16 protein-coding genes are annotated in these 23,153 nt (G+C 46.9%); 13 read left to right on the top strand and 3 right to left on the bottom strand.

Annotation, left to right across the window (positions count from 1 at the left end; translation table 11 throughout):
• Positions 1–105: 105 nt before the first annotated feature.
• Together menA and QET40_RS01110 are read left to right on the top strand one after the other, a co-directional pair.
• Entirely contained in the window at positions 106–1,026 is a 921-nt protein-coding gene (menA, locus tag QET40_RS01115; protein WP_280125325.1) for a 1,4-dihydroxy-2-naphthoate octaprenyltransferase, read from the top strand.
• Positions 1,027–1,240: 214 nt separating this feature from the next.
• Positions 1,241–1,579 (top strand): hypothetical protein, encoded by a 339-nt coding sequence (locus QET40_RS01110; protein ID WP_280125324.1) that lies wholly within the window; start codon positions 1,241–1,243, stop codon positions 1,577–1,579.
• 136 nt (positions 1,580–1,715) lie between these two features.
• Here QET40_RS01110 and QET40_RS01105 read toward each other — a convergent pair whose 3' ends face one another.
• Complete coding sequence (locus QET40_RS01105; RefSeq protein WP_280125323.1) at positions 1,716–2,276, bottom strand: helix-turn-helix domain-containing protein; 561 nt, start codon at positions 2,274–2,276, stop codon at positions 1,716–1,718.
• A 667-nt stretch (positions 2,277–2,943) separates the two neighbouring features.
• Positions 2,944–3,918 carry a bile acid:sodium symporter family protein gene (locus QET40_RS01100; RefSeq protein WP_280125322.1) on the bottom strand — a complete coding sequence of 325 codons (975 nt, stop codon included), beginning with the start codon at positions 3,916–3,918 and terminating at the stop codon, positions 2,944–2,946.
• Between the two features lie 351 nt (positions 3,919–4,269).
• Between QET40_RS01100 and QET40_RS01095 the strand changes: the two genes are divergently transcribed.
• The 11 genes from QET40_RS01095 (at position 4,270) to QET40_RS01045 (ending at position 21,785) form a co-directional block, all read left to right on the top strand.
• Positions 4,270–10,344 (top strand): RHS repeat-associated core domain-containing protein, encoded by a 6,075-nt coding sequence (locus QET40_RS01095; protein WP_280125321.1) that lies wholly within the window; start codon positions 4,270–4,272, stop codon positions 10,342–10,344.
• Between the two features lie 12 nt (positions 10,345–10,356).
• A complete protein-coding gene (locus QET40_RS01090; RefSeq protein ID WP_280125320.1) occupies positions 10,357–11,001 on the top strand; it encodes a hypothetical protein in 645 nt (214 codons plus the stop codon).
• Positions 11,002–11,266: 265 nt separating this feature from the next.
• Positions 11,267–13,816: an RHS repeat-associated core domain-containing protein gene (locus tag QET40_RS01085; RefSeq protein ID WP_280125319.1), complete on the top strand. Its 2,550-nt coding sequence runs from the start codon at positions 11,267–11,269 to the stop codon at positions 13,814–13,816.
• Positions 13,817–13,873: 57 nt separating this feature from the next.
• On the top strand, positions 13,874–14,182 hold the full coding sequence (locus QET40_RS01080; protein ID WP_280125318.1) for a hypothetical protein: 309 nt from the start codon (positions 13,874–13,876) through the stop codon (positions 14,180–14,182).
• A gap of 908 nt (positions 14,183–15,090) precedes the next feature.
• Positions 15,091–15,753 carry a hypothetical protein gene (locus tag QET40_RS01075; RefSeq protein WP_280125317.1) on the top strand — a complete coding sequence of 221 codons (663 nt, stop codon included), beginning with the start codon at positions 15,091–15,093 and terminating at the stop codon, positions 15,751–15,753.
• 159 nt (positions 15,754–15,912) lie between these two features.
• On the top strand, positions 15,913–16,335 hold the full coding sequence (locus QET40_RS01070; protein WP_280125316.1) for a hypothetical protein: 423 nt from the start codon (positions 15,913–15,915) through the stop codon (positions 16,333–16,335).
• A gap of 83 nt (positions 16,336–16,418) precedes the next feature.
• Positions 16,419–17,231, top strand: a complete 813-nt coding sequence (locus QET40_RS01065; protein ID WP_280125315.1) for a hypothetical protein — start codon at positions 16,419–16,421, stop codon at positions 17,229–17,231.
• Between the two features lie 355 nt (positions 17,232–17,586).
• The gene (locus QET40_RS01060; RefSeq protein ID WP_280125314.1) at positions 17,587–18,171 is read left to right on the top strand and encodes a hypothetical protein; all 585 of its coding nucleotides are present in this window, start codon (positions 17,587–17,589) and stop codon (positions 18,169–18,171) included.
• 98 nt (positions 18,172–18,269) lie between these two features.
• Positions 18,270–19,058, top strand: a complete 789-nt coding sequence (locus QET40_RS01055) for an ankyrin repeat domain-containing protein (protein WP_280125313.1) — start codon at positions 18,270–18,272, stop codon at positions 19,056–19,058.
• A gap of 199 nt (positions 19,059–19,257) precedes the next feature.
• Positions 19,258–19,551 carry a hypothetical protein gene (locus QET40_RS01050; RefSeq protein WP_280125312.1) on the top strand — a complete coding sequence of 98 codons (294 nt, stop codon included), beginning with the start codon at positions 19,258–19,260 and terminating at the stop codon, positions 19,549–19,551.
• A 980-nt stretch (positions 19,552–20,531) separates the two neighbouring features.
• Positions 20,532–21,785, top strand: coding sequence for a tetratricopeptide repeat protein (locus QET40_RS01045; RefSeq protein WP_280125311.1), 1,254 nt, complete (start codon positions 20,532–20,534; stop codon positions 21,783–21,785).
• A 162-nt stretch (positions 21,786–21,947) separates the two neighbouring features.
• Here QET40_RS01045 and tyrS read toward each other — a convergent pair whose 3' ends face one another.
• Positions 21,948–23,132 carry a tyrosine--tRNA ligase gene (gene tyrS, locus QET40_RS01040; RefSeq protein ID WP_280125310.1) on the bottom strand — a complete coding sequence of 395 codons (1,185 nt, stop codon included), beginning with the start codon at positions 23,130–23,132 and terminating at the stop codon, positions 21,948–21,950.
• Positions 23,133–23,153 lie beyond the last annotated feature (21 nt).

The raw sequence follows: 23,153 nt of genomic DNA, 5'->3' as shown, positions 1-23,153 counted from the left end.
GGACAGCCGGCATGCATCTGTGGAACGCCAGGTATCCTGATACATACCGGCCTGGCACCGGGTTTCTTGACGGATGGCTGGCTCCAGGCTACAATCCGCCACCCCATGAGTAAACTAGCCTCCTATTTTCTCGCCACCCGACCCAAAACGCTCACGGCAGCCGTCATCCCCGTCTGGGCCGGCTGCATGGTCGTCTGGCGCATGACTGGAAGCTGGAATGTCCGGCTGGCTCTCTTCACGGTGCTCAGTACGCTCTGCCTCCAGATTGCCTGCAACCTGTTCAATGATGCCATTGATCACGACAAACAGGCCGATACCTCCCGCCGGACGGGACCAAAGCGCATGACGGCTTCCGGCAGCCTGACTCGGAACCAGGTTCTTGGCGGAGCCATCGCATTCCTTCTCATGGCCTGTCTGTTTGCCTTCCCTCTCATTGACTTGCGCGGGTGGCCCATCCTCGCTATCGGCATTCCTTCTCTCTTCTTCACCTACGGATACACGGGAGGTCCCTATCCTCTGGCCTACAACGGACTGGGGGAGATCTTCGTCATTCTCTTTTTCGGTTTCGTGGCCGTCATGGGAACCATCCTCGTCCAGATCGGCACCGGACTCATGGTGCCAGGAACGACGGAACTACTGACACTCAAGGTGTATCACGCCGGTTTTGTAATCGGCATCCAGTGCGGACTCCTGGCTGCCGTCATGATTTCCATCAACAATCTGCGTGACCGCAAGGAAGACGCAACCACTGGCAAGAAGACGCTGGCAGTACGTCTCGGTTCCGCCAGAGCCCGCGGAATGACGATTTCCTTCATCGTTGCCGCCTACATCACACTGCCGACTTCATTCCGTGCCTTGGGACTTTCCATCGGCGACCTTTGGTGGAAGTGGATTCCCGCCTTTCTCCTGGCCGGTTTATTAATTCTGAAAATAAGAAGAACACCGGAGAATGCCAAGCTCAACAAAGTTCTTGCCCTATCCTCGGCGCACCTTATCGTCTACCTCCTGACTTATACGCTAAGCTGACGACAAAGGAAGCAAGCCGATCCGGAGAATCTCCCTCTCCCCACAAAACCGGTTTTTTACGGAATCTCTGAAAGAATGCGCTCTTCGACGGCGTATCCTTGGTGTATTCCAATCATTTTTGTCCATGCTACGTTTGTTCTCCCTCTGCCTGTTATCCACCGTCCTTTTTTCATGTACTCAAAGCCATACAGGCGAAATCCCCGTTGGCAAAATCATGACCATTCAGGAAGGTACGGTTGTCAAGGTCAAGGAAATCATGCTGGATGTGGAAAACGAAGGTACCGGCGCTTTTGCCGGTATGGCAGCCAGCACGGCTGAAGCAATCTCCCCCGGCTTTCTCGCCCAGGGTACTACGAAAATAGCATCGGCCACAGGTTCCCTGATGGATAGTAATGTCGAAGTTGAGCGTTACGTCAAAGTCCGCATCCTCATGGACAACACCAACGAACTGGTGGAAATCATCCAGAAAGCACGGCCGGGACTTCAATTCAGGGTTGGTCAGAAAGCCATCATCACCAAGGGCAGTACTCCGGGCAATGTCTGGCCCGATTAACCCCGCTCTTTTTTTGTCTCGGACGCCTTTCATCACCATTCCCATTGTCCAGGTTCTTCCCGGGAAAAAGGCTATCCCTCTTCATCAGAGAAACAGCCTTCTTCTTAGCGGGAAACGATAAGCCAACCCGCCGGCATCAATCCTTCTTGCCTGTCCGGGAGGCCTTCTGTTTTTGACGCATTTTGCGAAGTCCGTTCATGGCATCTTCAACGGATTCCAGAGAATAAAAACTCTTGGTTCTGACCCCGCGGCAAGTTCGGACCAAGGCTTTCCTTTCAACCAGAACTCCGCGAACGGTCAATCGGTACAAGACACTCCTTGTTACCCCGAGATACTGAGAAGCCTCCTTGGTCGTCAACCAGCCGCCGGGTATCTTTTTACAAATCGGAGGCCGGCGTTCAAAAAGCTTCAGGAAGCTCGGCTTGTCCCAATAGCAGGTTAAAGTACCCCTTTCGGACGGTATTACGACAAACGGGATTCCTTTGCGGCGCAGGAGTTGGCGAGTTCCCGACATGCTGCAGCGCAGCAGCAGGGCTGCATCGTGCGTCGTAATTCCTCCGCCTTGGATTTTCTTGTTCGACTTGCCGACAGAAGGTTTACCTCCGATCTGGGAATCAAGAATACTCTTCGGATAGGAAAGCCCGGGATGCTCGATCAATGTAATAATACGGTTGTTTACAAATATGTGGATAGACATTATCTTTTTTCTTTCTTGTTCATTATTATCAATTTCATACTACTATTTGGTATGATTCTTGTTTAATTGTTATTTGCCTTTTTTAGGAGTTTATTATGTATTCTGATTTTTAGGTATTTGCGAATTTCTGTATATCGTTCGCAATGACTCAAATATGCACGAATTCGTGATCCCCGCAAGTTTTTTATTTGGATAATCTGTGTTTCACATTCTATTTTTTGGCCTAGAAGGGTAATACATGCCGCATGCAAGCAGACGAGAAAGAGTTCATCAAGCACTGGATCAAAACGACCCCGGGCATGTCTCGTAAATTACTGAGTAGCATATGTCAAGTGAGCAAGAGAACATTGGACAACTGGCTCACCGGAACCACCCCCATCCCTCCCGCCCGACTCGCCTTTTTGAAAACTGTCATACAGTTCCACGAGATCCAAAAAAAAAATACTTTTTCCTCTTGCCCACCTCTCTACACACTGGAAATCACGTTCTCCCAACACGATTATTACGCCATTATCAACAGAGCGGCTCGTCACCAGAGCACACCCAGTTCATGGATCCGCGAACAAATACGCATTATATTGAGAGTGAAAGACTAACACTTCAACACATCTTGTCCCGCGAGAAATATTCCAGGTGAACACGCCTCAGCGGCCCTCATGTCCATCCGTCACCCCTTCCGGCTCCATTTCTTCGCCAGGAAAGCACAGACCATCAGCTGCATCTGATGGAATACCATCAAAGGCAACACCAGCACGCCGATCTGCGAACCGGCAAAAATGACATTCATCATGGGAATACCCGTTGCCAGGCTTTTCTTGGAACCGCAAAAAATGATGGCAATGCGGTCTTCCCGGTTGAACCGCAATCGCCGGGCCAGCCAGGCCGTCAGCAGAAGAGTCAGGGTCAACACCGTTGCACAGGAAACGACAACTCCGCCCAGGGACATAAGCGGAACACTCTTCCACACGCCCTGCACCATCGCATGGCTGAAAGCGGAATAGACAACGAGCCAGATTGTACTCTGATCCGTCCACGAAGTCACATTGCGGTGCTCCCTCACCCAGGTACCAATCCACCTCTGGACGATTTGCCCGGCTACGAACGGAGCCAGAATAATCAGGCAAATATTCGCGAATGTATCCGCATTCAACCCTCCCGCCTGGCCGGAGACCGTCACAAACATCCCTACAAGCAACGGCGTAAGGAACACACCAAGAAGGCTTGATACCGACGCGGCACACACGGCGGCGGCCACATTCCCTCCCGCTATCGAGGTAAAGGCAATGCTCGACTGCACCGTGGAAGGCAGCATGCACACGTAAAGCATCCCCATCACCAGCTCGGGCGTCATCCACAAGGAGAACAACGGACTCAGCATCAAACCCAGCGCGGGAATCATCACGAAAGTACTGAAGGCCACCAGTCCCTGCAGGCGCCAATGCATCAACCCGTCCCGGACAGCTCGCCGCGACAGTTTGGCTCCGTACAGGAAGAACAGCAGCATCACCGCCGCGTCACTCACGTGTTCCATCGCCACTGCCCATTCCCCCCGGCACGGAAGGACGACGGAAAGCAGCACACTCAGTAGAAGGCCCGTCGTAAAACGGTCCAGGGAAGTCAGCAAACGTTTCAACAAATTCATGGGCAACGGCGGCTAAATCACAGGAATTGACGGTCAGAAAGTTTTGGAACGGCAATTGTTCCCGTTCGACATCCGGCGGATTCACAGGGGCTGCGCCGCCGAGCCGGATAGTAACCGCCACGCTCCCCTTTGTCGACACGTTTACAGGCTAAAATAGGTCTTCTCTTCTTCCCGGCAACCTGTCGCCCCGCATGAATGGGAGCACGTGTTCCACAGTATGCCTATAAGAGTGAATCATCCGGAGGGGAATCCATTTCATACTTGTTGCCATAATAACAATTATTGACTCATTCTAAGCGCACTGCAAACATAAATAATTTTGCGGCAACATCAAAAAATAGAAAGAAAAGTATGTCTCCTCATACAACCAATAATATGTCGGACGCCGGAACTCCGGGCAATTTCTCCAACGAAGAAATCACCCTCTCCGCCACCCCGGATTTCATTCAGTTCGACTCGGACGGCGGCGGCAAGCGCATCCAGGTCTCAACCAACGCCAGATACTTCAAAATCAATATGGAATCCGTGGAAACCTATCTATGGGCTACTCCCGACACTACTGACGGAGAAGGTCCCGGGGGAAGTATCTACGTCCTCTGCGGGCTGAACGAAGGGGATGACCGGTACGGTACCTGGACGATCCAGGCCTACAATGATCCATCCGATTTCGATACGGAGAAGTCCGTCAAGAAAACAATAAGCATTCTGCAAGACGGCTCCCCAAGCAGCGACTCAAGCACGTCCCGGAGTGAAGAATGGGAATTCGGCAGTGACTCGTCTTCCAGCAATGACGGCCTGCCGGAAGAAGACGTAGACAGCAGCTCATCCCATGAAGAGCCCACATCGTCTATCGAGAAACCGGGCTTTACATCATCTTCCGCGGTTTCATCTTCCTGCTATTCATCCGACTCATCCTCCTCGGAAGAATCCTCCAGCAGCTCATCCAGCGTTCCGGAGTCTTCGTCTGAGTCTTCGTCTGAGTCTTCGTCTGAGTCTTCGTCTGAGTCTTCGTCTGAGTCTTCGTCTGAGTCTTCGTCTGAGTCTTCGTCTGAGTCTTCGGAATCTTCCGGCAGCAGTTCCTCCGAAGAAAGTTCCTTCTCTTCCGATGTTCCGTCGGACGGAGAACCGGACTGCCGTTCCGAGCAATGCCAGTTCCCGTGTGATGAAGAATGCACGGAAGGCAACGCCGACGTCGCTCAGGCTATCCCCATCAGCGACCCGGAAGAATCCGGCATGTGCGGAAGCACCCTCGTCATTGGCAATCCGGTCACCGGCGGCGCTCCGCAATCACGTGCCCGTTCTGCCGGAATGAGAGCTGCCGGCAGAAACGTCAATGTCTACTGCGACGCCCCCATGGAAGCCAAGGCATCCTTCGACAACGATGGCAATATCACTCTCATGAACCCTTCCGGCACCATCATTCCCTTCCCCAGCCAGAAGGGAGGTGACGGCTCTTCAGGAGCTCCCGGAGGCACTTCCAGCACCAATTTCTCCCTCGTCCAATACATCGGTCCAAACGGCACCCCCATTCCCGCCGGAGAAGCAAAGACGGCCAATGTCGTCTCCAAGGACGGCTCGTCGAGGCAATTCGACCGGACGACCGGAAACATCATCTCCATGCGAACCGCCAAAGGCGCCGTCATCACCGCCGAACAGTACCGCAGCAAAAACGCCATCACCCGAGACAATGCAGGAAACATTTCCAGCATCTGGAATGACAAAAGCGGCATGCTCACCCTGAGCCAGACAAACAACAAGCTCACCGTCAACAAGTATGCCCCAAACCAAATTTCCTCGGACGCTTCCGGCGCCAAAGTTCCCTCCGGCTCTCCCATCCGCGAATACTCCTACGAAACCTTCATCGAGGGCAACGCCTCCGTCATGAAGATCGTCAACAAGGTAGCCGGACAACAGGAACGCGAAATCGAACGCCGCATTGAGGGGAACACCACCACCATCATTGTCGGCAAGGGTACCGAACGCATCGTCACTACCTACGAACGCAAGTTCCCGGCCCCCAGGACGATGGAGGAAATCAAGACGGTCACCAAGGGCCTCTCCGCCATGCCGTACTCCAAAGTCATGACACGCAAATACTATTCGGAGCTCGGCTGGCAAACCCTCAGCAGGACGGAAGGCTACGGCACGGGCGATGAAAGGACAACCACATGGATCTACAACGACAAGTGCCTCGTCCAGCAGGAGAAGCGCCCCGACGGCAGTTCCACCCAATACTCCTACGATGACAAGGGACGCGTCACTACGGAAATCTCCCCATGGGGAGGCACCGCATGCAGTAAAATCATCCGTACGACCTACGCCGACCAGCGCTTCAACGACCGCCGTCCCGCCTCCATCCGGACAATCATCCGCGATCCCTACAACTACGAACGGGAAATCAAAGCCATAACCTACACCTACGAAGACTCCGACCAGGTCAACCGGGTCACCACCAGCGTTGCCTCCGCCGGAGAAGACGCCCCTCGCGTCAGCATCGTCGAAACCTGGGGAGAAAACGCCCCCTGTTCCTATGCCAGCGGACGCGTGAAGATGGAACAGGCCACCGACGGCACCCAGACGTTCTACACCTATGAAGCTTCTCCGGACGCGGCCTATGCATGGAAAGTAACGGAGGAAACGCGCGTCAACAATGCCGCCGTCCCCGGCCGCAGCGAACGCACCGTCAAATGGATCTCCGCTGCCGCCACGGTCGCACGCAAGGAGGAATACGTCCACACGGGCGAAGGATGGAGCCTCGTCTCCACCGAAGACTACGAGTACGATGCCGAGCAGCGCCTGACGAAGACCACCCGCGGCAATGGCCGCGTCAGCACGACGGAATGGATGTGCTGCGGCCCCCGCCGACAGGTGGATGAAGACGGCGTCGTCACCGAGTTCGAGTACGACTCCGCACGCAAGCTGGTCGCCATCACCCGCTCCGCAACGGAAACCATGCCGGAAACGATCACGAGCTTCATCCGGGACGGACTCGGCAGAGCCATCACGACACGTATTGATGCCGGGCCGATGACCACCACCACATCCCGTACCTACGATATCCTCGGACGCCTGACGACGGAAACGGACGAACTGGGCCGCACCACCCGCTACTCCTATAGCAAGGATGACCTGACAATCACCAAAACGCTGCCTTCGGGAGCCACGGAAATCACGGTCAAAAACTCCGACGGAACTCTCCGTGAAGAGCGCGGTACCGGCCGCCGGGCCATTTCCTATTCGTATTATCCAAGCTCGGACGGAATAATCCAGGAAGTGTATGCCATGACGCCTTCAAGAGAATGCTTGAAGCGGACCGTGGTCAATACCTTCGGCGACACCACCAGGGAAGAATTGCCCACGACACAGGTCAACGTAACGCTGGACTCCGTCTACTCCTACAACGCCGCCGGACAAATCGTCCAAACTCGGGTCGGCAACATGGCCCCCACCCTGTACGAATACGATGACATGGGGACTCTGGCAAAGAAAACACTGGCTCTCGGCGACCAGCCGACAGTCCGGAATTCCGCCATCACGGAAACCTCCCGGCAGTACAAACTCATCGACGGTGAGGTTTACCGGGAAATGACGCAAGTCAGCTGGGATGCGGACGGAAACTCGTTGACGGAGGTTCAACGCGAGCTAATATCGCAAATGAGTCCAACTTTGGACAGCAAAGTAATCATGATCGATGCTCGTGGAAATTCTTCGGAAACATGGACGGAATTCTCCGCCCCGCGGAAGCGTACCCGCTTCACCCGGATCCCGGCTTCCGACAACACCGCTTGGGAAACAATCAAGGATGGATTCGTCGTCGAAAGCACCGACTTCGCCGGCATCACCACCACTTCCGAGAGGAACTTCACCGCATCTGGTCTCCACATCAAGGAAAATGATGGACGCAACAATTGGACGGAAACCGATTACGAGCTCGCCAAACGCGTCGTCAAAGTCGCGGATAGCGGCGGTTCCTCCACCACAACCGAGTATTCACGGCTCTTCGACCTGCCCGTCAAAATCACCGACACCCTCGGCAAAACCATCTGCTACGCCTACGACAATCGCGGCCGCAAAATCGCGGAGTTCGGCACCGGCATCCAACCCGCCCGCTTCGACTACGACGATGCGGACAGGCTCACGTCCCTGACGACCTTCCGCGCCGCCGATGGCGATATCGTCACCAACCCCGCCGCCCGCTCCGACGGCGACACCACCACATGGACCTACTACAACGCCTCCGGCCTCGTCACCCGCAAGACCTACGCAGACGGCTCCCATGAGGACTTCACCTACGACGCCCACAACCGCGCCGTCACGAAGACCGATGCCCGCGGCATTGTCACCACATGGGCCTACGCTCCGATGACCGGGCTCCTCACCGGAGTCTCCTTCAGCGATGCCACCCCGCCGCAGGGCTTCACCTGGAACCACCTCGGGCAAATGGTATCCGCCACCGACGCCTCCGGTACCCGCAGCTTCAGCTACAACACCTATGGCGCACTTGCCGCGAACAGCTTGAAGGATTTCCAGAACGTCGTTCACTCCGTCACGGAAACCTACGACTCCATCGGACGCAGCGCAGGATACACCTGCACCACGGGCAACACCGCCATCCAGCAGGTGTCATGGGCTTACGGCGCGGATGCCCGCCTCTCCCAGACGGTCCTGATGCACAACGGACAGGAAAAAGCCTTCACCTACGGTTACCTCGACGGCACCCATCTGCTCCGGACACAAACCATGCCCAATGGGCTGACCATGGAAAGAGACTTCGAAACGACCCGGGATCTGATCTCGGCAATCACCGTCTCGCGCAACAACGGCACCGTCCTCACGTCGAAGGCACACACCTACGACGCCCTCGGCCGCCCCAGCACCCGGACCTTCACCCGCCATTCCACGACGCATACCGACTACATCGGGCACAACAGCCGCGATGAACTCTCCATCGCGGAATTCAACAGCAAACTGTTCCAATACTCCTACGACAACATTGGCAACAGGAAGCAGGCGCAGGAACCCGCCGGGACGACCGCCTACACGACCAACCGGCTCAACCAGTACTCGGCCATCACCGCCCCCGGCTCCGCCTTCTCACCCTTGCACGACAACTCGGGCAACCAGACGAAGATCAAGACGGGCACGGGCATCTGGACAGTCGCCTACAACGCGGAAAACCGCCCCGTGCTCTTCACCAGCGAGAACGGCAGCGTCACCGTCGCGTGCGAATACGACTACCAGGGCCGCCGTATCTGGAAAAAAGTCACCCGCAACGGCACCGTGACCCTCCACCACCAGTACCTTTACCGGGACTTCCTCCAGATCGCGGCGCTCGACCTGCTCAACAACCGCGAGGTTGTCCGCACGATCGCCTGGGATCCCCTCGAAGACGTAGCCACGCGCCCCCTGGCTCTCGTGCAAGGCGGCCAACTCTACACCTACGGCCTCGAACTCCCGAAGAACATCACCGAAGTGTACGACGAGTCCGGCAACCTGGTCACAGCCTACGACTACACCCCATTCGGCGCCGTCACCTCAACCGGTTCCCTCAACCAACCCATCCAGTGGAGCAGCGAAGTCTACGACGAAGAACTCGCCCTGGTCTACTACAACTATCGCCACTACAACCCGATGGACGGAAGATGGATCGGAAGAGATAAATTGCAGGAAGTTCCTTCATACAATTTATATCGAATCCTGGACAACAGGTGTGTGAATCAATTTGATAGACTGGGATTAATGCAACATCCTGAACAGCCATTATCCTCACCCAGGACCTCCAAAGATTGTTCCCCTCAAACATTTATTTTTATCGGTGGCGCAAGAGATAGTAAATATGGGAACATGGACTCCTGTTTCAAAAATGAAATCGAATATGATAGTCTTAATACATATTCATACTACCATTGGGATAAAGACCCTAAAGAAATGTCCAAAACTATTCAAGATTATCAGAAAAAATGTCCAAAAACAAAAATAATCCTAGTTGGACACAGTTATGGTGGAGATACAGCCATGAAAATCGCTAAAAAGCTTGAGGGAACAAATCAAAAAGTTACTTTGGTTACCTTAGATCCTGTAAGTGAATTTTCTAGCCAAAATTGGTCCATATCAAAACCAACAAGTGTTGATTATTGGATTAATTCATACATTGGAAAAGGAGTCTTTGACATGTTTGCTGTCGTACCCGTGGCAGGACAGATCGTCGCCGGAGCCGGAACACTCATGACCGGAGGCGGGATAAATAACACCGTTGCCTCATTAGGAGGAAAATGGGGACATGAATCAGGAGCAGATGTTAATATCAAATTCCGAATCTATGGGGAAGTTGATCATGGTAGCGCCAAGAAACTATATCGTAATACAGAAAACAATAAAAACTATTCAGCACAAAGTTATCTCCAATCATACTTAAACCAAAAATAAATATATTATTGAATGAAAAAAAGGTACATCTTCATTATATCGGCACTCCTTGCGCATGCACTTCTTACAGGATGTTGGCAATCACAAATCAATAAGAATTTTTTAGTTGTTGACGATTTATGCCAACCAGTCAAAGATGCTCACATATATATATTAAGAAAAGAGCCAATACCTTTATTCTCATTCACGGATAATTTAATTTGGAAAGACCGAAACACAGCAGCAAATTTCAAAAAAAAATCCGACAACCAAGGAAATGCACCAATAATCTTAAATTTACATTATCCTTCAAAATATGACTTTTTCATAATAAAAAAAGGATATTATCCAGTCATACTTTCATCCAAAACAAAATACAAAAACGTAATATTACTCTCAAAAAAAAGATTCAAACACAAAACGACAGGTAATCATAGCGAAAAAATTATTATTTATAGAGATCATATAACACTCCCTGGAATTAGTTATTCGGAAATGAATATGAACTATCGCAACGATACCGATTACCGCCTTGAAAAAGCACCTCAAGACACAAAACAAAAATATATAAATAACCTTAATTATTATAACATATACAAACCTCAAAACAACAAAGATGCAATATTTTTACAGGAAAAAGCAAAAACTAACCAATTGATAGACATAAAACATACATAAACACACAACATATATCCACAGATAAATACGCAAAGGAACATTAACTAATTAAAACAAAAGGAGTGACTCAATAAAAGAGACACTCCTTTCATAATTTTGAGGATATGAAATAGAATCAGAGTATACGATGTATTCTTGCAGCCATATCGCATATTCATCTGAGCAATCAACGCAAGTCAGCTGGGATGCGGACGGAAACTCGTTGACGGAGGTTCAACGCGAGCTAATATCGCAAATGAGTCCAACTTTGGACAGCAAAGTAATCATGATCGATGCTCGTGGAAATTCTTCGGAAACATGGACGGAATTCTCCGCCCCGCGGAAGCGTACCCGCTTCTCCCGGATCCCGGCTTCCGACAACACCGCCCGTGAAATCATCAAGGATGGATTCGTCGTCGAAAGCACCGACTTCGCCGGAATCACAACCTCACAGAACAGGCAATACACCGCCAACGGCATTACCCATGTCGCATGCGATGGCAGGCACAATCTGACTGTCACCGATTACGACCTCGCCAAACGCGTCGTCAAAGTCGCGGATAGCGGCGGTTCCTCCACCACGACCGAGTATTCACGGCTCTTCGACCTGCCCGTCAAAATCACCGACACCCTCGGCAAAACCATCTGCTACGCCTACGACAATCGCGGCCGCAAGATCGCGGAGTTCGGCACCGGCATCCAACTCGCCCGCTTCGACTACGACGATGCGGACAGGCTCACGTCCCTGACGACCTTCCGCGCCGCCGATGGCGATATCGTCACCAACCCCGCCGCCCGCTCCGACGGCGACACCACCACATGGACCTACTACAACGCCTCCGGCCTCGTCACCCGCAAGACCTACGCAGACGGCTCCCATGAGGACTTCACCTACGACGCCCACAACCGCGCCGTCACGAAGACCGATGCCCGCGGCATTGTCACCACATGGGCCTACGCTCCGCTGACCGGGCTCCTTACCGGAGTCTCCTTCAGCGACGCCACCCCGCCGCAGGGCTTCACCTGGAACCACCTCGGGCAAATGGTATCCGCCACCGACGCCTCCGGTACCCGCAGCTTCAGCTACAACACCTATGGCGCACTTGCCGCGAACAGCTTGAAGGATTTCCAGAACGTCGTTCACTCCGTCACGGAAAGCTACGACTCCATCGGCCGCAGCGCAGGATACTCCTGCACCATGGGCAACACTGCCATCCAGCAGGTGTCATGGGCCTACGGCGCGGATGCTCGTCTCTCCCAGACGATCCTGATGCACAACGGGCAGGAAAAAGCCTTCACCTACGGCTACCTCGATGGCACCCACCTGCTCCGGACGCAAACCATGCCCAATGGGCTGACCATGGAAAGGGACTTCGAAACGACCCGGGATCTGATCTCGGCAATCACCGTCTCGCGCAACAACGGCGCCGTCCTCACGTCGAAGGCACACACCTACGACGCCCTCGGCCGCCCCAGCACCCGGACCTTCACCCGCAATTCCAAGACGCATACCGACTACATCGGGCACAACAGCCGCGATGAACTCGCCATCGCGGAATTCAACAGCAAACTGTTCCAATACTCCTACGACAACATTGGCAACAGGAAGCAGGCGCAGGAACCCGCCGGGACGACCGCCTACACGGCCAACCGGCTCAACCAGTACTCGGCCATCACCGTCCCCGGCTCCGCCTTCCTACCCTTGCACGACAACTCGGGCAACCAGACGAAGATCAAGACGGGTACGGGCATCTGGACAGTCGCCTACAACGCGGAAAACCGCCCCGTGCTCTTCACCAGCGAGAACGGCAGCGTCACCGTCGCGTGCGAATACGACTACCTGGGTCGCCGCATCTGGAAGAAAGTCACCCGCAACGGCACCGTGACCATCCATCACCAGTACCTCTACCGGGACTACCTCCAGATCGCCACCCTCGACCTGCTCAACAACCGTCAGCTTGTCCGCACGATCGCCTGGGATCCCCTCGAAGACGTAGCCACGCGCCCCCTGGCCCTCGTGCAAGGCGGCCAACTCTACACCTACGGCCTCGAACTCCCGAAGAACATCACCGAAGTGTACGACGAGTCCGGCAACCTGGTCTCCACCTACGACTACACCCCATTCGGCGCCGTCACCTCAACCGGCACCCTCAACCAACCCATCCAGTGGAGCAGCGAATTCTACGACGAAGAACTCGCCCTGGTTTACTACAACTACCGCCACTACAACCCGGCTGATGGAAGATGGATCGCAAGAGATCCGATTGGGGAGGAAATTGATTGTAATCTATATTCATTTATAAAAAATAATCCTACATACATTTTAGATTTCCTAGGATTAGAAGGACAATCAAATAATTATTCTGAAGACCACGAAATAAACTGTCAAAACATAGATAAAATTAGAGATTCGCAATGCGGAATTTTAAAAAAAATAGGAGATATAATTGGCATATGGGATTACTTAAAAGAATTTTCTGAAAAATGCAGAGACAAAAGAATTGAAACAAACACAGAAAAAGTAACTTTTGATTTCTGGGAATGGCTCCCATTGGCTTTACGTCCTGGTATTAATTCATATAATCTTATTAAATCTACTGGTAAAAAAGTAGGAGAAACAACGGTAAAAACAGGAGCAAGATCCGGAGGAACTCCTGGAAAAGGAGAAAGAAATAGAGCAGGAAGTCCTGATGGGACCAAAGATGCGTATAAACATATGAGACCGAACAAAGACAATGAAAAAACAGTTATATTTGAAGATCAAAATGGAAAAAAAGTAATCAAACGAAAACCAGAAGGATTTGATGAAGCATGGAATAACAGACATAATAAATAAAAATATATCCAACACCCCTTGCCTAAATAAAGGCAAGGGGTATATAAATTAAAAAATATGAAAATAAAAATTGACCATTTCCCACCTAACTGGGTGGAAGGAACTTGGATCGTAAAGACATTTGAGCACTATGAAGTAAACATTAAATTCATCCATGGTGATCAAAAGTATATTGAGATGATCCTCTATGATATATTCGACCTACCCAAGACACTCGTTGACATAGAACCCGTTTATATGGAAGCAGACAAATTTGATATTTATACATACGGAGATGCTCCTTTGAGATTGCAATTCACCTTTGACGCTGCACGTAAAACAATGAAATGCCGAGTTGGATATCACGACTATTTTCGTAAAAAATAGTCATCTCCTGTACATTCATCAACTTAGTTGCGCAATGAAGATTGTCTATAATTCTATTATTCGATTCCCTTTCTGAATAGCAGGGCATTGAGAATGCATAACACGAGGCAGAACAGGAAATTTAGCAATAAAGTGGATCTCACCTTATAAGCTGGACATCAAAATGAGAGATGAGACAAATGGACAACGATTCAGGCTTTCAAACCTGTATATCAACGCAGGATCTTTAGAATTCAGAATGGTTGAATTGGAAAGCAAATGTCAGTATTTCATGCGCATCCAACTCGAACACCATCATAAAACTCTTATTATGTATCGTGAACATACTGTAGATTGCGAAAATATTAGCAAATAATAGTATAAATAATATTATAATCAAAAAAAAACAGGAACAATTTAATTTTAGAAACCATGATTATTGAAGATCCGAATATTCACTTTCCATCATGGATAGAAGGAAAGTGGGAATGCATAGCTATGAGTACATCAGGCAACTTGACTATAAAACGGCTTTCCCCTCATAAGCTAGATATCAGAATGAGAAGTGATGAATATCAGAGACGATACAGACTCAAATGCGTGTTTGCAGATTCTCAATATCTCGAATTCAGAATGATAGAACTTAATAGTAGAATTCAGAATTTCAACCGTCAGGATTTTCTACGTATCCAATTCGACCATCTTCACAAAATGATTCTTACATACAGGGAACACACTGTTCCTTGCAGGAAAGTCAGGAAAAAATAGAAGAACCAGATGCCAGCATCGACACAAAACGACAGATGGATGGGATTGACGAAATATGAGCGTACCAGTTTCCTGCGGATCTCGACTTCGGACGAAAACTAATGACAACCACTCCACGCTAGCCTCATCGCGAGATCAGCATTTGATATTTCTAAAATAACATGAAAATATTACTAGCAACATCTATCATAACATGTACTCTCTTAACAGGATGCTGGTCGGTAAGAACACAAAAAGAGTTATTAATAAAAGACGACTTGAATCAACCTGTTGAAAATGCGGAAATCTATATAATATGGCATGGTGCACCTACAATATTATTTGGCGAGATAAATGGAGAAAAAAAAGATAAAGACAAAGTTCTATCATACTCATCGCGATCAAATAAGGATGGAATCATCCATACCGATTTCAAGTTGGTTTGGCCAAGAGACTATAATTTCCTCGTCACCAAAAAAGGATATTACCCGACAGTTGTGCCTGTCAAGACAAAGCAAAAAAACATAACACTACTCAACAAGAAAAGAATAAATTGCAAAATCACTGAACAAAATCGCCGTAAAACAACATTCTACAACCATTATATATCATTATCGGGAATAACTTATGAACAATTCAAGTTAATTCACGCTTATGATTACGCAAAAAGAATGAAAAAAATAGCCCCATTAACTAGATCACAAAAGCTTAGAAATCAAAGAAATAAATACATTAAATACGATACATGCAATTACTATAATATCTATGAATCGCAATCCAACAACGATGGCGTATTCATACAAAACGACCCTCAAAATGCTTATTTCATAAAAAACAAGCAATAATCGTCCTACACATCTCTAACTAATTCATCATTATTTAATCCAAGAGCTGCCTCTTCAAACCGAGGTAGCTCTTTTTTGTGTTCCTATTAAATGACGCAAGTCAGCTGGGATGCGGACGGAAACTCGTTGACGGAGATTCAACGAGAGCTAATATCACAGATGAATCCAACTTTGGACAGCAAAGTGATTATGATCGATGCTCGTGGAAACTCTTCGGAAACATGGACGGAATTCTCCGCCCCGCAGGAGCGTACCCGCTTCACCCGAATCCCGACTTCCGACAACACCGCCTGTGAAATCATCAAGGATGGATTCCTCGTCCAAAGCACCGACTTCGCCGGCATCACCACTACAACCGAGTACTCTCGGCTCTTTGATCTGCCCGTCAAAATCACCGATACCCTCGGCAAAACCATCTGCTACGCTTACGACAATCGCGGCTGCTCGCTCCGACACCACCACCACATCGGCCTATGCTCCGCTGACCGGGTTCTCCTTCAGCAATGCCACGCCCCCGCAGGGCTTCGCATGGAACCACCTCGGGCAAATGGTGTCGGCCACCGACGCTTCCGGGACACATAGCTTCAGCGACAACGTTATTTTAATTCCAATGAACTATTTATATAAATGAGAATATAAATAAAATTTTCAACACAGCAAAAAAAATGACAAACACCAATTTACAAGTATGGTTGCTTGGAGATAATTTTATCCCTAAAAAATTAAATAAAAATATAATAAAAAAACTTGGAATCACATATTGCTCAAGAAAAAGAGATACAGATCATATTATAAATAATTATGATAATTTCGGATATGCGATAATTGACACAGGATTCAAACCAATTACTTTAGTAAAATCTTGCAACATCATAAAAAAATTAAATTCTCATTACGAATATCTAAAAAAAAGGAATGTTTCGACAATACGAATTATATTAAATATTGATGAAATTGCTCAATCATCACTTACATTTGACCCTGAAGATATTGAACACATTGATAATATAAACGCAGAATTAATAACAACAGCACTAATTAGAGAAAAAAGCGAAAACGAATTTTCGCATCAAGATCTGCACACATCCGCAATCATGACTCTCTATGGAGAGAATTTCTTTCCTTCTGAAATCGATCATGTACTATCAAAAATATTTCATAAAGGAAAATCACATAATCCAAATGACATAAACATTAGAACACACAAACCATATGATTTTGGCTTTATAAGCTTTAATTTTTCCAAGGAGACATTCCCCTGGAAGAAACTAATTGATTATATTGATTTGATCTGCGATAATTACGAACAAATACAATCTGCCGGAGTAGATGAAATATTCATCTATATCAACACTTTTGACTCTCCTCCGCATTACATTAAATGGGATCCTGAAGTAATCCATAAATTAGCATTAATGAAAATAGGGATCGGGTTGAGTTGTTATGGATATAAAAACACACCCCAGAAAACCATTTAACATTTATGCCTCATAGCCTTCATAGCAATCGAAACACAATCCCTTGCTTATCGTTTTCCGGGATTGCCCCCCCTTAGGAGACATTCACCGCAACCATCCCTCTTCACCAAATGCAACAACGTCAGATACGACCTGACCATCATCAAGCACTCAAAAAAGAAAACATAAGAAAATCAACAATAATAAGGTTTCATTAAAGGATATCTTTCATCACAATAATACAAAAAGACAGAGCGAAAAAGTAAAACATTGAATGACAAGCAAGATCTCGAATGACAAATCAAGGGACAAAAACATTGTTAAAATTCCATTTTCAAGAGCAATTGTAAAAAACCGAATAATTATATACTAAAATATGTTAATACCAATATTAATATCCATCATTCAATTATGTATTTTAGAAAGCACCGAAACAAAAGAAAAATCAATCAATATAATTATATCTGAAAAATCAAAATTCACTCACTCTGAATTTATAAAAACCAAAAAAACTCCTGATTACATGCCTTCCTTTATGTCATATAAAGGAAATGAAAAAGAAGCAAAAGAAAATCATTATAAAAAAAAACAGATATTCAACGGAATCATTCTCATAATAGGGATTAAAAGAAACGGAGAATACGAAATACTAGAAAGAAAAGAGCCATTTAAAATCGATAATATATTAGCAGATTTACTCTTCCACCCAAATAGTTCAAAATACTATCCACAAGGCAGCCCCGAAGATTTTAAATACAATCTCACTGGATGTGATAAAATAGAAATCATATTTGCCCCATGGAAAACAAAAAATGTATATTCACGCACAATAAAAACAATACCAAAAAATGATATTTTTGTGTTTGTAGATGATATAGATAAAGAAAAAAAAGCAGACAAACAATTAATAGAATTTATTAATAAAAAAATAAACACAAAAGGCTCATCGTTAAAACCATAGATATCATCGATATATAATTAGAATATCATCTTGCTTTGATCCACTGACTACTTCTATCATCTCCTTATCTCTTTTTATACTAAAATTAATCGGCAATTATGGAAACTAAAAAAACAACTAAACATCAAATACTTCCTTTAAAAGATCCATACAAATTACGATTCATCCGGAAATATGGAAATAAAATTGATTCATGTGATGAAGAAAACAAAACACTTCTGATCAATATTATTGAATGTGGATGTTCTACATCTAAGGAATTCCATGATTTATTCTATGCTCTCAATCATGGTTGGGATATTAATCGACAGGATGTTTATGGAAACACAGCTCTGGATCATGCAATAGACATGGGAAATCTGGACATCCTATACATTCTCTTGAAATACAATCCTTCGTATTTTTCTCTCCAAAAAGCAACAAAAACAATATTGCAAAATTATAGCAGAGATAATATTGAATATTGTAAAGCTATGATTCATCTAATTCATATCCTTGATGGCATATCAAAACAACAAAATCCAGACCTCATGAAATACGCTATTGAAGGATCGGCCTACCCAATGATCATACCCTTATTGAAAGCAGGGTATTCATTACCGGAAAATATGGAAAATCATGTTCCCATGTATTTATACGGCCATCATGAATTCGAGCGTTTCTTTCAATTCTATGCAAATGTTAATAAATGGGCGGATGAATTCGATTTTGCCGAAAACGGTCCTCTCTATGTAAAAGATGAAATATTACAATCGCGACCCCAATATGCGCAATTATTAGTACCACATTTTTCTCGTAAATATAAAATACGAATCAAAAGAAATAACTATACATTGTCATACATGCATGCCATGGCAACAAATTCATTAGTCCGTATAAATCAATAAAATGCTGTTACAAAATGTAATATTGATTATATGAAATAACCCTATGTGAAAATTTTATCTTAACAAAACTTTAGAATAAACGATCAGAAAAGTAGCAATTAATATGAAATATGTATGGATCTATATCCTGATCATAATCAACATTATCTTGTTCTATGTATCTTACAATAGATTTAAAATAAGATCAAATTTTGAATACATGTTAGGATCTACAGAATTAATCGATGCAAAATTGTATGAGCAAGGTAATTTTTCAATCATCTTATCAAAAGGTAAAAATTACCAGCAAGAGAACACTGAATATTATAGAATTATTATTCATACAAAAGCAAACCCTGTTATCCCATTATCCGTATCGTTAGATTCAGACTACAATCCAATGCATTTTCTTATACCTCGAAAAGAGGAAACACGTGAAATGCTCGTAGACGAGAATGGCGACGGCATCATTGATGGCATATTAAACAATAATTCTCATTCATTTAAAAAATAATGATAAAAATACGCATTAACCCAAGAACAATAATCATAGGCTTATCAATCCTATTATGCACTCAAATCATATTTATCAGCTATAATATCTATTGTGTCGAAAAAAAATTGTCCAATAACGGATCCATCAAATTCACAGTGAAAAAGATCAAACACGATGACATCTTCTCCATTGATTGTTATACGAAAAAAATCCAATCTTTTCCATCACACTAAAAGACAGGAACTTGCTTGACATTACACTCAACGGTCACTACTACACCAGAAGCAACCTGGAGATACCTGGACACCAAAAATAATCTAACACCCTTTCCTATTGATTGTCTCTATTTTATAAACTATTTTCCATATTCCAATAGATTCAATAATGACAAGTTATAAAAAAATAATGTAAAAATGAAGACAAGAGAAAAAACAGTTTTTTATTTTTGGATCTTGAGCTTATTTTTATATTTCCCATTTTTTATTGCGATAAATAACATAGGATCTGACAAATCGATTCCCATATTATATACATTTTATATTATCACAAATTTTTCATTATTCCTATATTCTTTTTCCAAACGGCATTATTTCTACCGCAAGACAACAATAAAATTTAAATACATTTACTGGATTTCCTGTATTCTAAATTCAATAATTTTTATTTATTTTATCACTGCTATTCTATTGGTTCTATCGGGCATTAGCTAGAATCCGAATTGAATCAATAATCCGCAATGATGTCCTTTTCAAATCAACAAGATACAATAGTCATATCTACCCCTGAAATGAGATAGCATTATAATGCAAGATGAAAAATCATTCATCATGAAATTAACATATATAACAGGTATATCCCATTAAATAAAATAACCTCATTTCATACACATATAATATGCAATATATTGACTCCAAATAACCCAATATATTTTTTAAGATTCATTCCGATCAATACTGAGTATTGTTTCATATCGAACCGGCAGGAAATTACAATTCAACATGTTGAAAGTTTTACTTTTCCTCACAATCTTCCTCTCCACAGAACAATCTTTGGAGATAAATAAAAATCTCAGCTCTTATGAGATCAGAAGGGCCGTCTCCGAAATCCGGATGGACGCGACAACTACACACGATGTATTCGAACAAATCAGGGTGTATGCTGAAACAGGTGACCCTGTTTCTCAATATAAAATGTGGCTTTTCAATGATGAAGGAACATTAATCCCTAAAAATCAACAAATGGCTCTTGCCTGGCTTACGCTTTCCGCAGAACAGGGGTACCCTCCCGCTATGTATCGTTTAGGAAGATATTGTCATGACAAGGGAAAAAACCAGGAAGCCTTTTTGTGGTTTCTGAAAGCAGCGCTTCTGGGAAACACGGATGCACAAGTGTGCACCGCGATTTGTTATCGCAGTAACACAGGAACATTTACAAATGACAAAATTGCCCAGCAATGGATGATAAAAGCCGCACACCAGGGTAATGCTCAGGCGCAGTATGATGTGGCAGTCGGTTATCAATCTGGAAAAGGGGGAAGTGAACTCAATATCGACAAGGCAATTTACTGGTATTCCAAGTCTGCAGAGCAAAATTATCCTGACGCATGCACAACTTTAGGAGAATGTTATCTGAAGGGAATCGGAGTCGAAAAAAATCCACAAAAAGCACGCGAATTGTATCTCAAGGCTGCCAAACAAAACGACTCTCTCGCCATGTGCAATCTAGGAATTCTCTACTATCAAGGAATCTTCGGAAAAGTAAACCCGCAAGAAGCCGCCAAATGGTTTGAACAAGCCGCAAAACTTGGACACCCCGATGCCCAATTTGCCTTCGCCGCTCTACTGGAATCCGGAGAAGACGGTATCGAACAAAACCAGCTCCGAGCTTTCGAATTGTTTCAGAAAGCAGCAGATCAGGGCCATATCCAGGCTCAATTCCGCCTGGCTACCTGCTATGCTTCGGGAAGCGGTACTTCGCAAGACAACGAAATGGCTTTTCATTGGTATAAGAAGGCCGCAGATCAAGGATTCAGTGAAGCAGAATATATGACGGGAGTCTTCTACCTCGCAGGAAAGGGTGTAGAAAACAACCCTCAACTCGCCTTGGAGTACCTCACCAAAGCAGCTGCCCAGGGACATGAAAAAGCACAGGAAACACTCGATAAAATCCGTGAAGAAGAAGCAGCGAACTCTGATCAACCATCTGCAACCCAAGATTCATCGGAACAACAAACTATGCACAAAGAAGATTAACTTCACCCCTCTTCGTCCACGCACAATATCCGTGCCATGCCCCGAATCAATGAATCAGACGCAACCGAGCCCTTGCAGCAGGGGAATCGGGTTGCGTCCGGAAAGTATTGGGGCTAGCTCGCTCGCAGAAAGCCAGAAGAACAAGAGCTCCCCCTAGCCGTGTCAGCCGATGAAGCGTACAGCGTGTTTTTTGCTGAGACGGAGGATATCGCCTTCCTTCAGCTCAAGAGTGGCATTCGGGTCGGTGACCTTTTCATCGTTCACCTGAATGGCTCCGGGTATGAAGTGTTCTTTGCGGAGGACACCGTTGGACTTCTGCACGTTGAAGGACGTCTGGAAGACGTAAGCTACGAGCCCGATGGCATTCAATCCGGCAGGAAGAGCGGCGAGTGAAAGTTCCGGCAGTTCAGCAGCGGCAAGATCTCGCTTGGAAAAGCGCGTTTCCCAGTCGTTGCGTGCGGCATCCGCTGCCTCTGGGGAGTGGTAACGGGCAACGATCTTCCAGGCGAGAAGCTTCTTGGCTTCCATAGGGTGCAAGGAAGCATCGCGGTGCTCGCCAAGGAGGACGGTATAATAGCGATCCATCAGTTCATCGCTGACGCTCATCATCTTGCCGAACATGGTTTCAGCGGCTTCGTCAACGCCAACGTAATTGCCATAGGATTTGGACATTTTGCGAACGCCGTCAAGGCCTTCCAGCAAGGGAAGAGTCATGGCGATCTGGGGCAGCAAGCCTTCTTCCTTCTGCAGGTCGCGGCCGACGAGAATATTGAACAACTGGTCGGTGCCACCCAACTCGACATCGGCCTGGATCATGACGGAGTCCCAGCCCTGCATCAGGGGATACTGCAATTCATGCAACCGTACTTCCTTGCCGCTATCCACGCGGGCGCGAAAGTCTTCCCGGGCCAGCATTTGCTGCATGGTTGCACGGGAATTCAGCTTGAGAACATCATCGTAGCTCATCTTGCGGAACCAGTCGCCGTTGTACACGATTTCGGTCTTGGCGCGATCGAGAATCTTAAAAGCCTGCTGGGTATAGGTTTCCGCATTGGCGAGAACCTGTTCGCGACTCAGGGGGGGGCGGGTTACGGATCGTCCTGTAGGATCGCCGATCATCGCCGTAAAGTCGCCGATCAACAGGATGGCCTGGTGGCCCAGTTGCTGGAACTGGCGGAGCTTTTCAATTGCCACCGTATGGCCGAGGTGGATGTCCGGAGCCGTCGGATCAACGCCCAGTTTTACTCTCAGAGGGCGCCCCAGAGAGAGGCGTTCCTTCAATTCTTCCCTTCCGATCACCTTGGCGGTGCCGGCCATCAGGAAATCCAATTGTTCATCAATGGTCATCGTTGGGAGTTAGACTGCCCG

It is taken from the genome of Akkermansia sp. N21169, assembly GCF_029854675.1.
Taxonomy (GTDB): domain Bacteria; phylum Verrucomicrobiota; class Verrucomicrobiia; order Verrucomicrobiales; family Akkermansiaceae; genus Akkermansia.
This window is presented reverse-complemented; position numbering and strand designations above follow the sequence as displayed.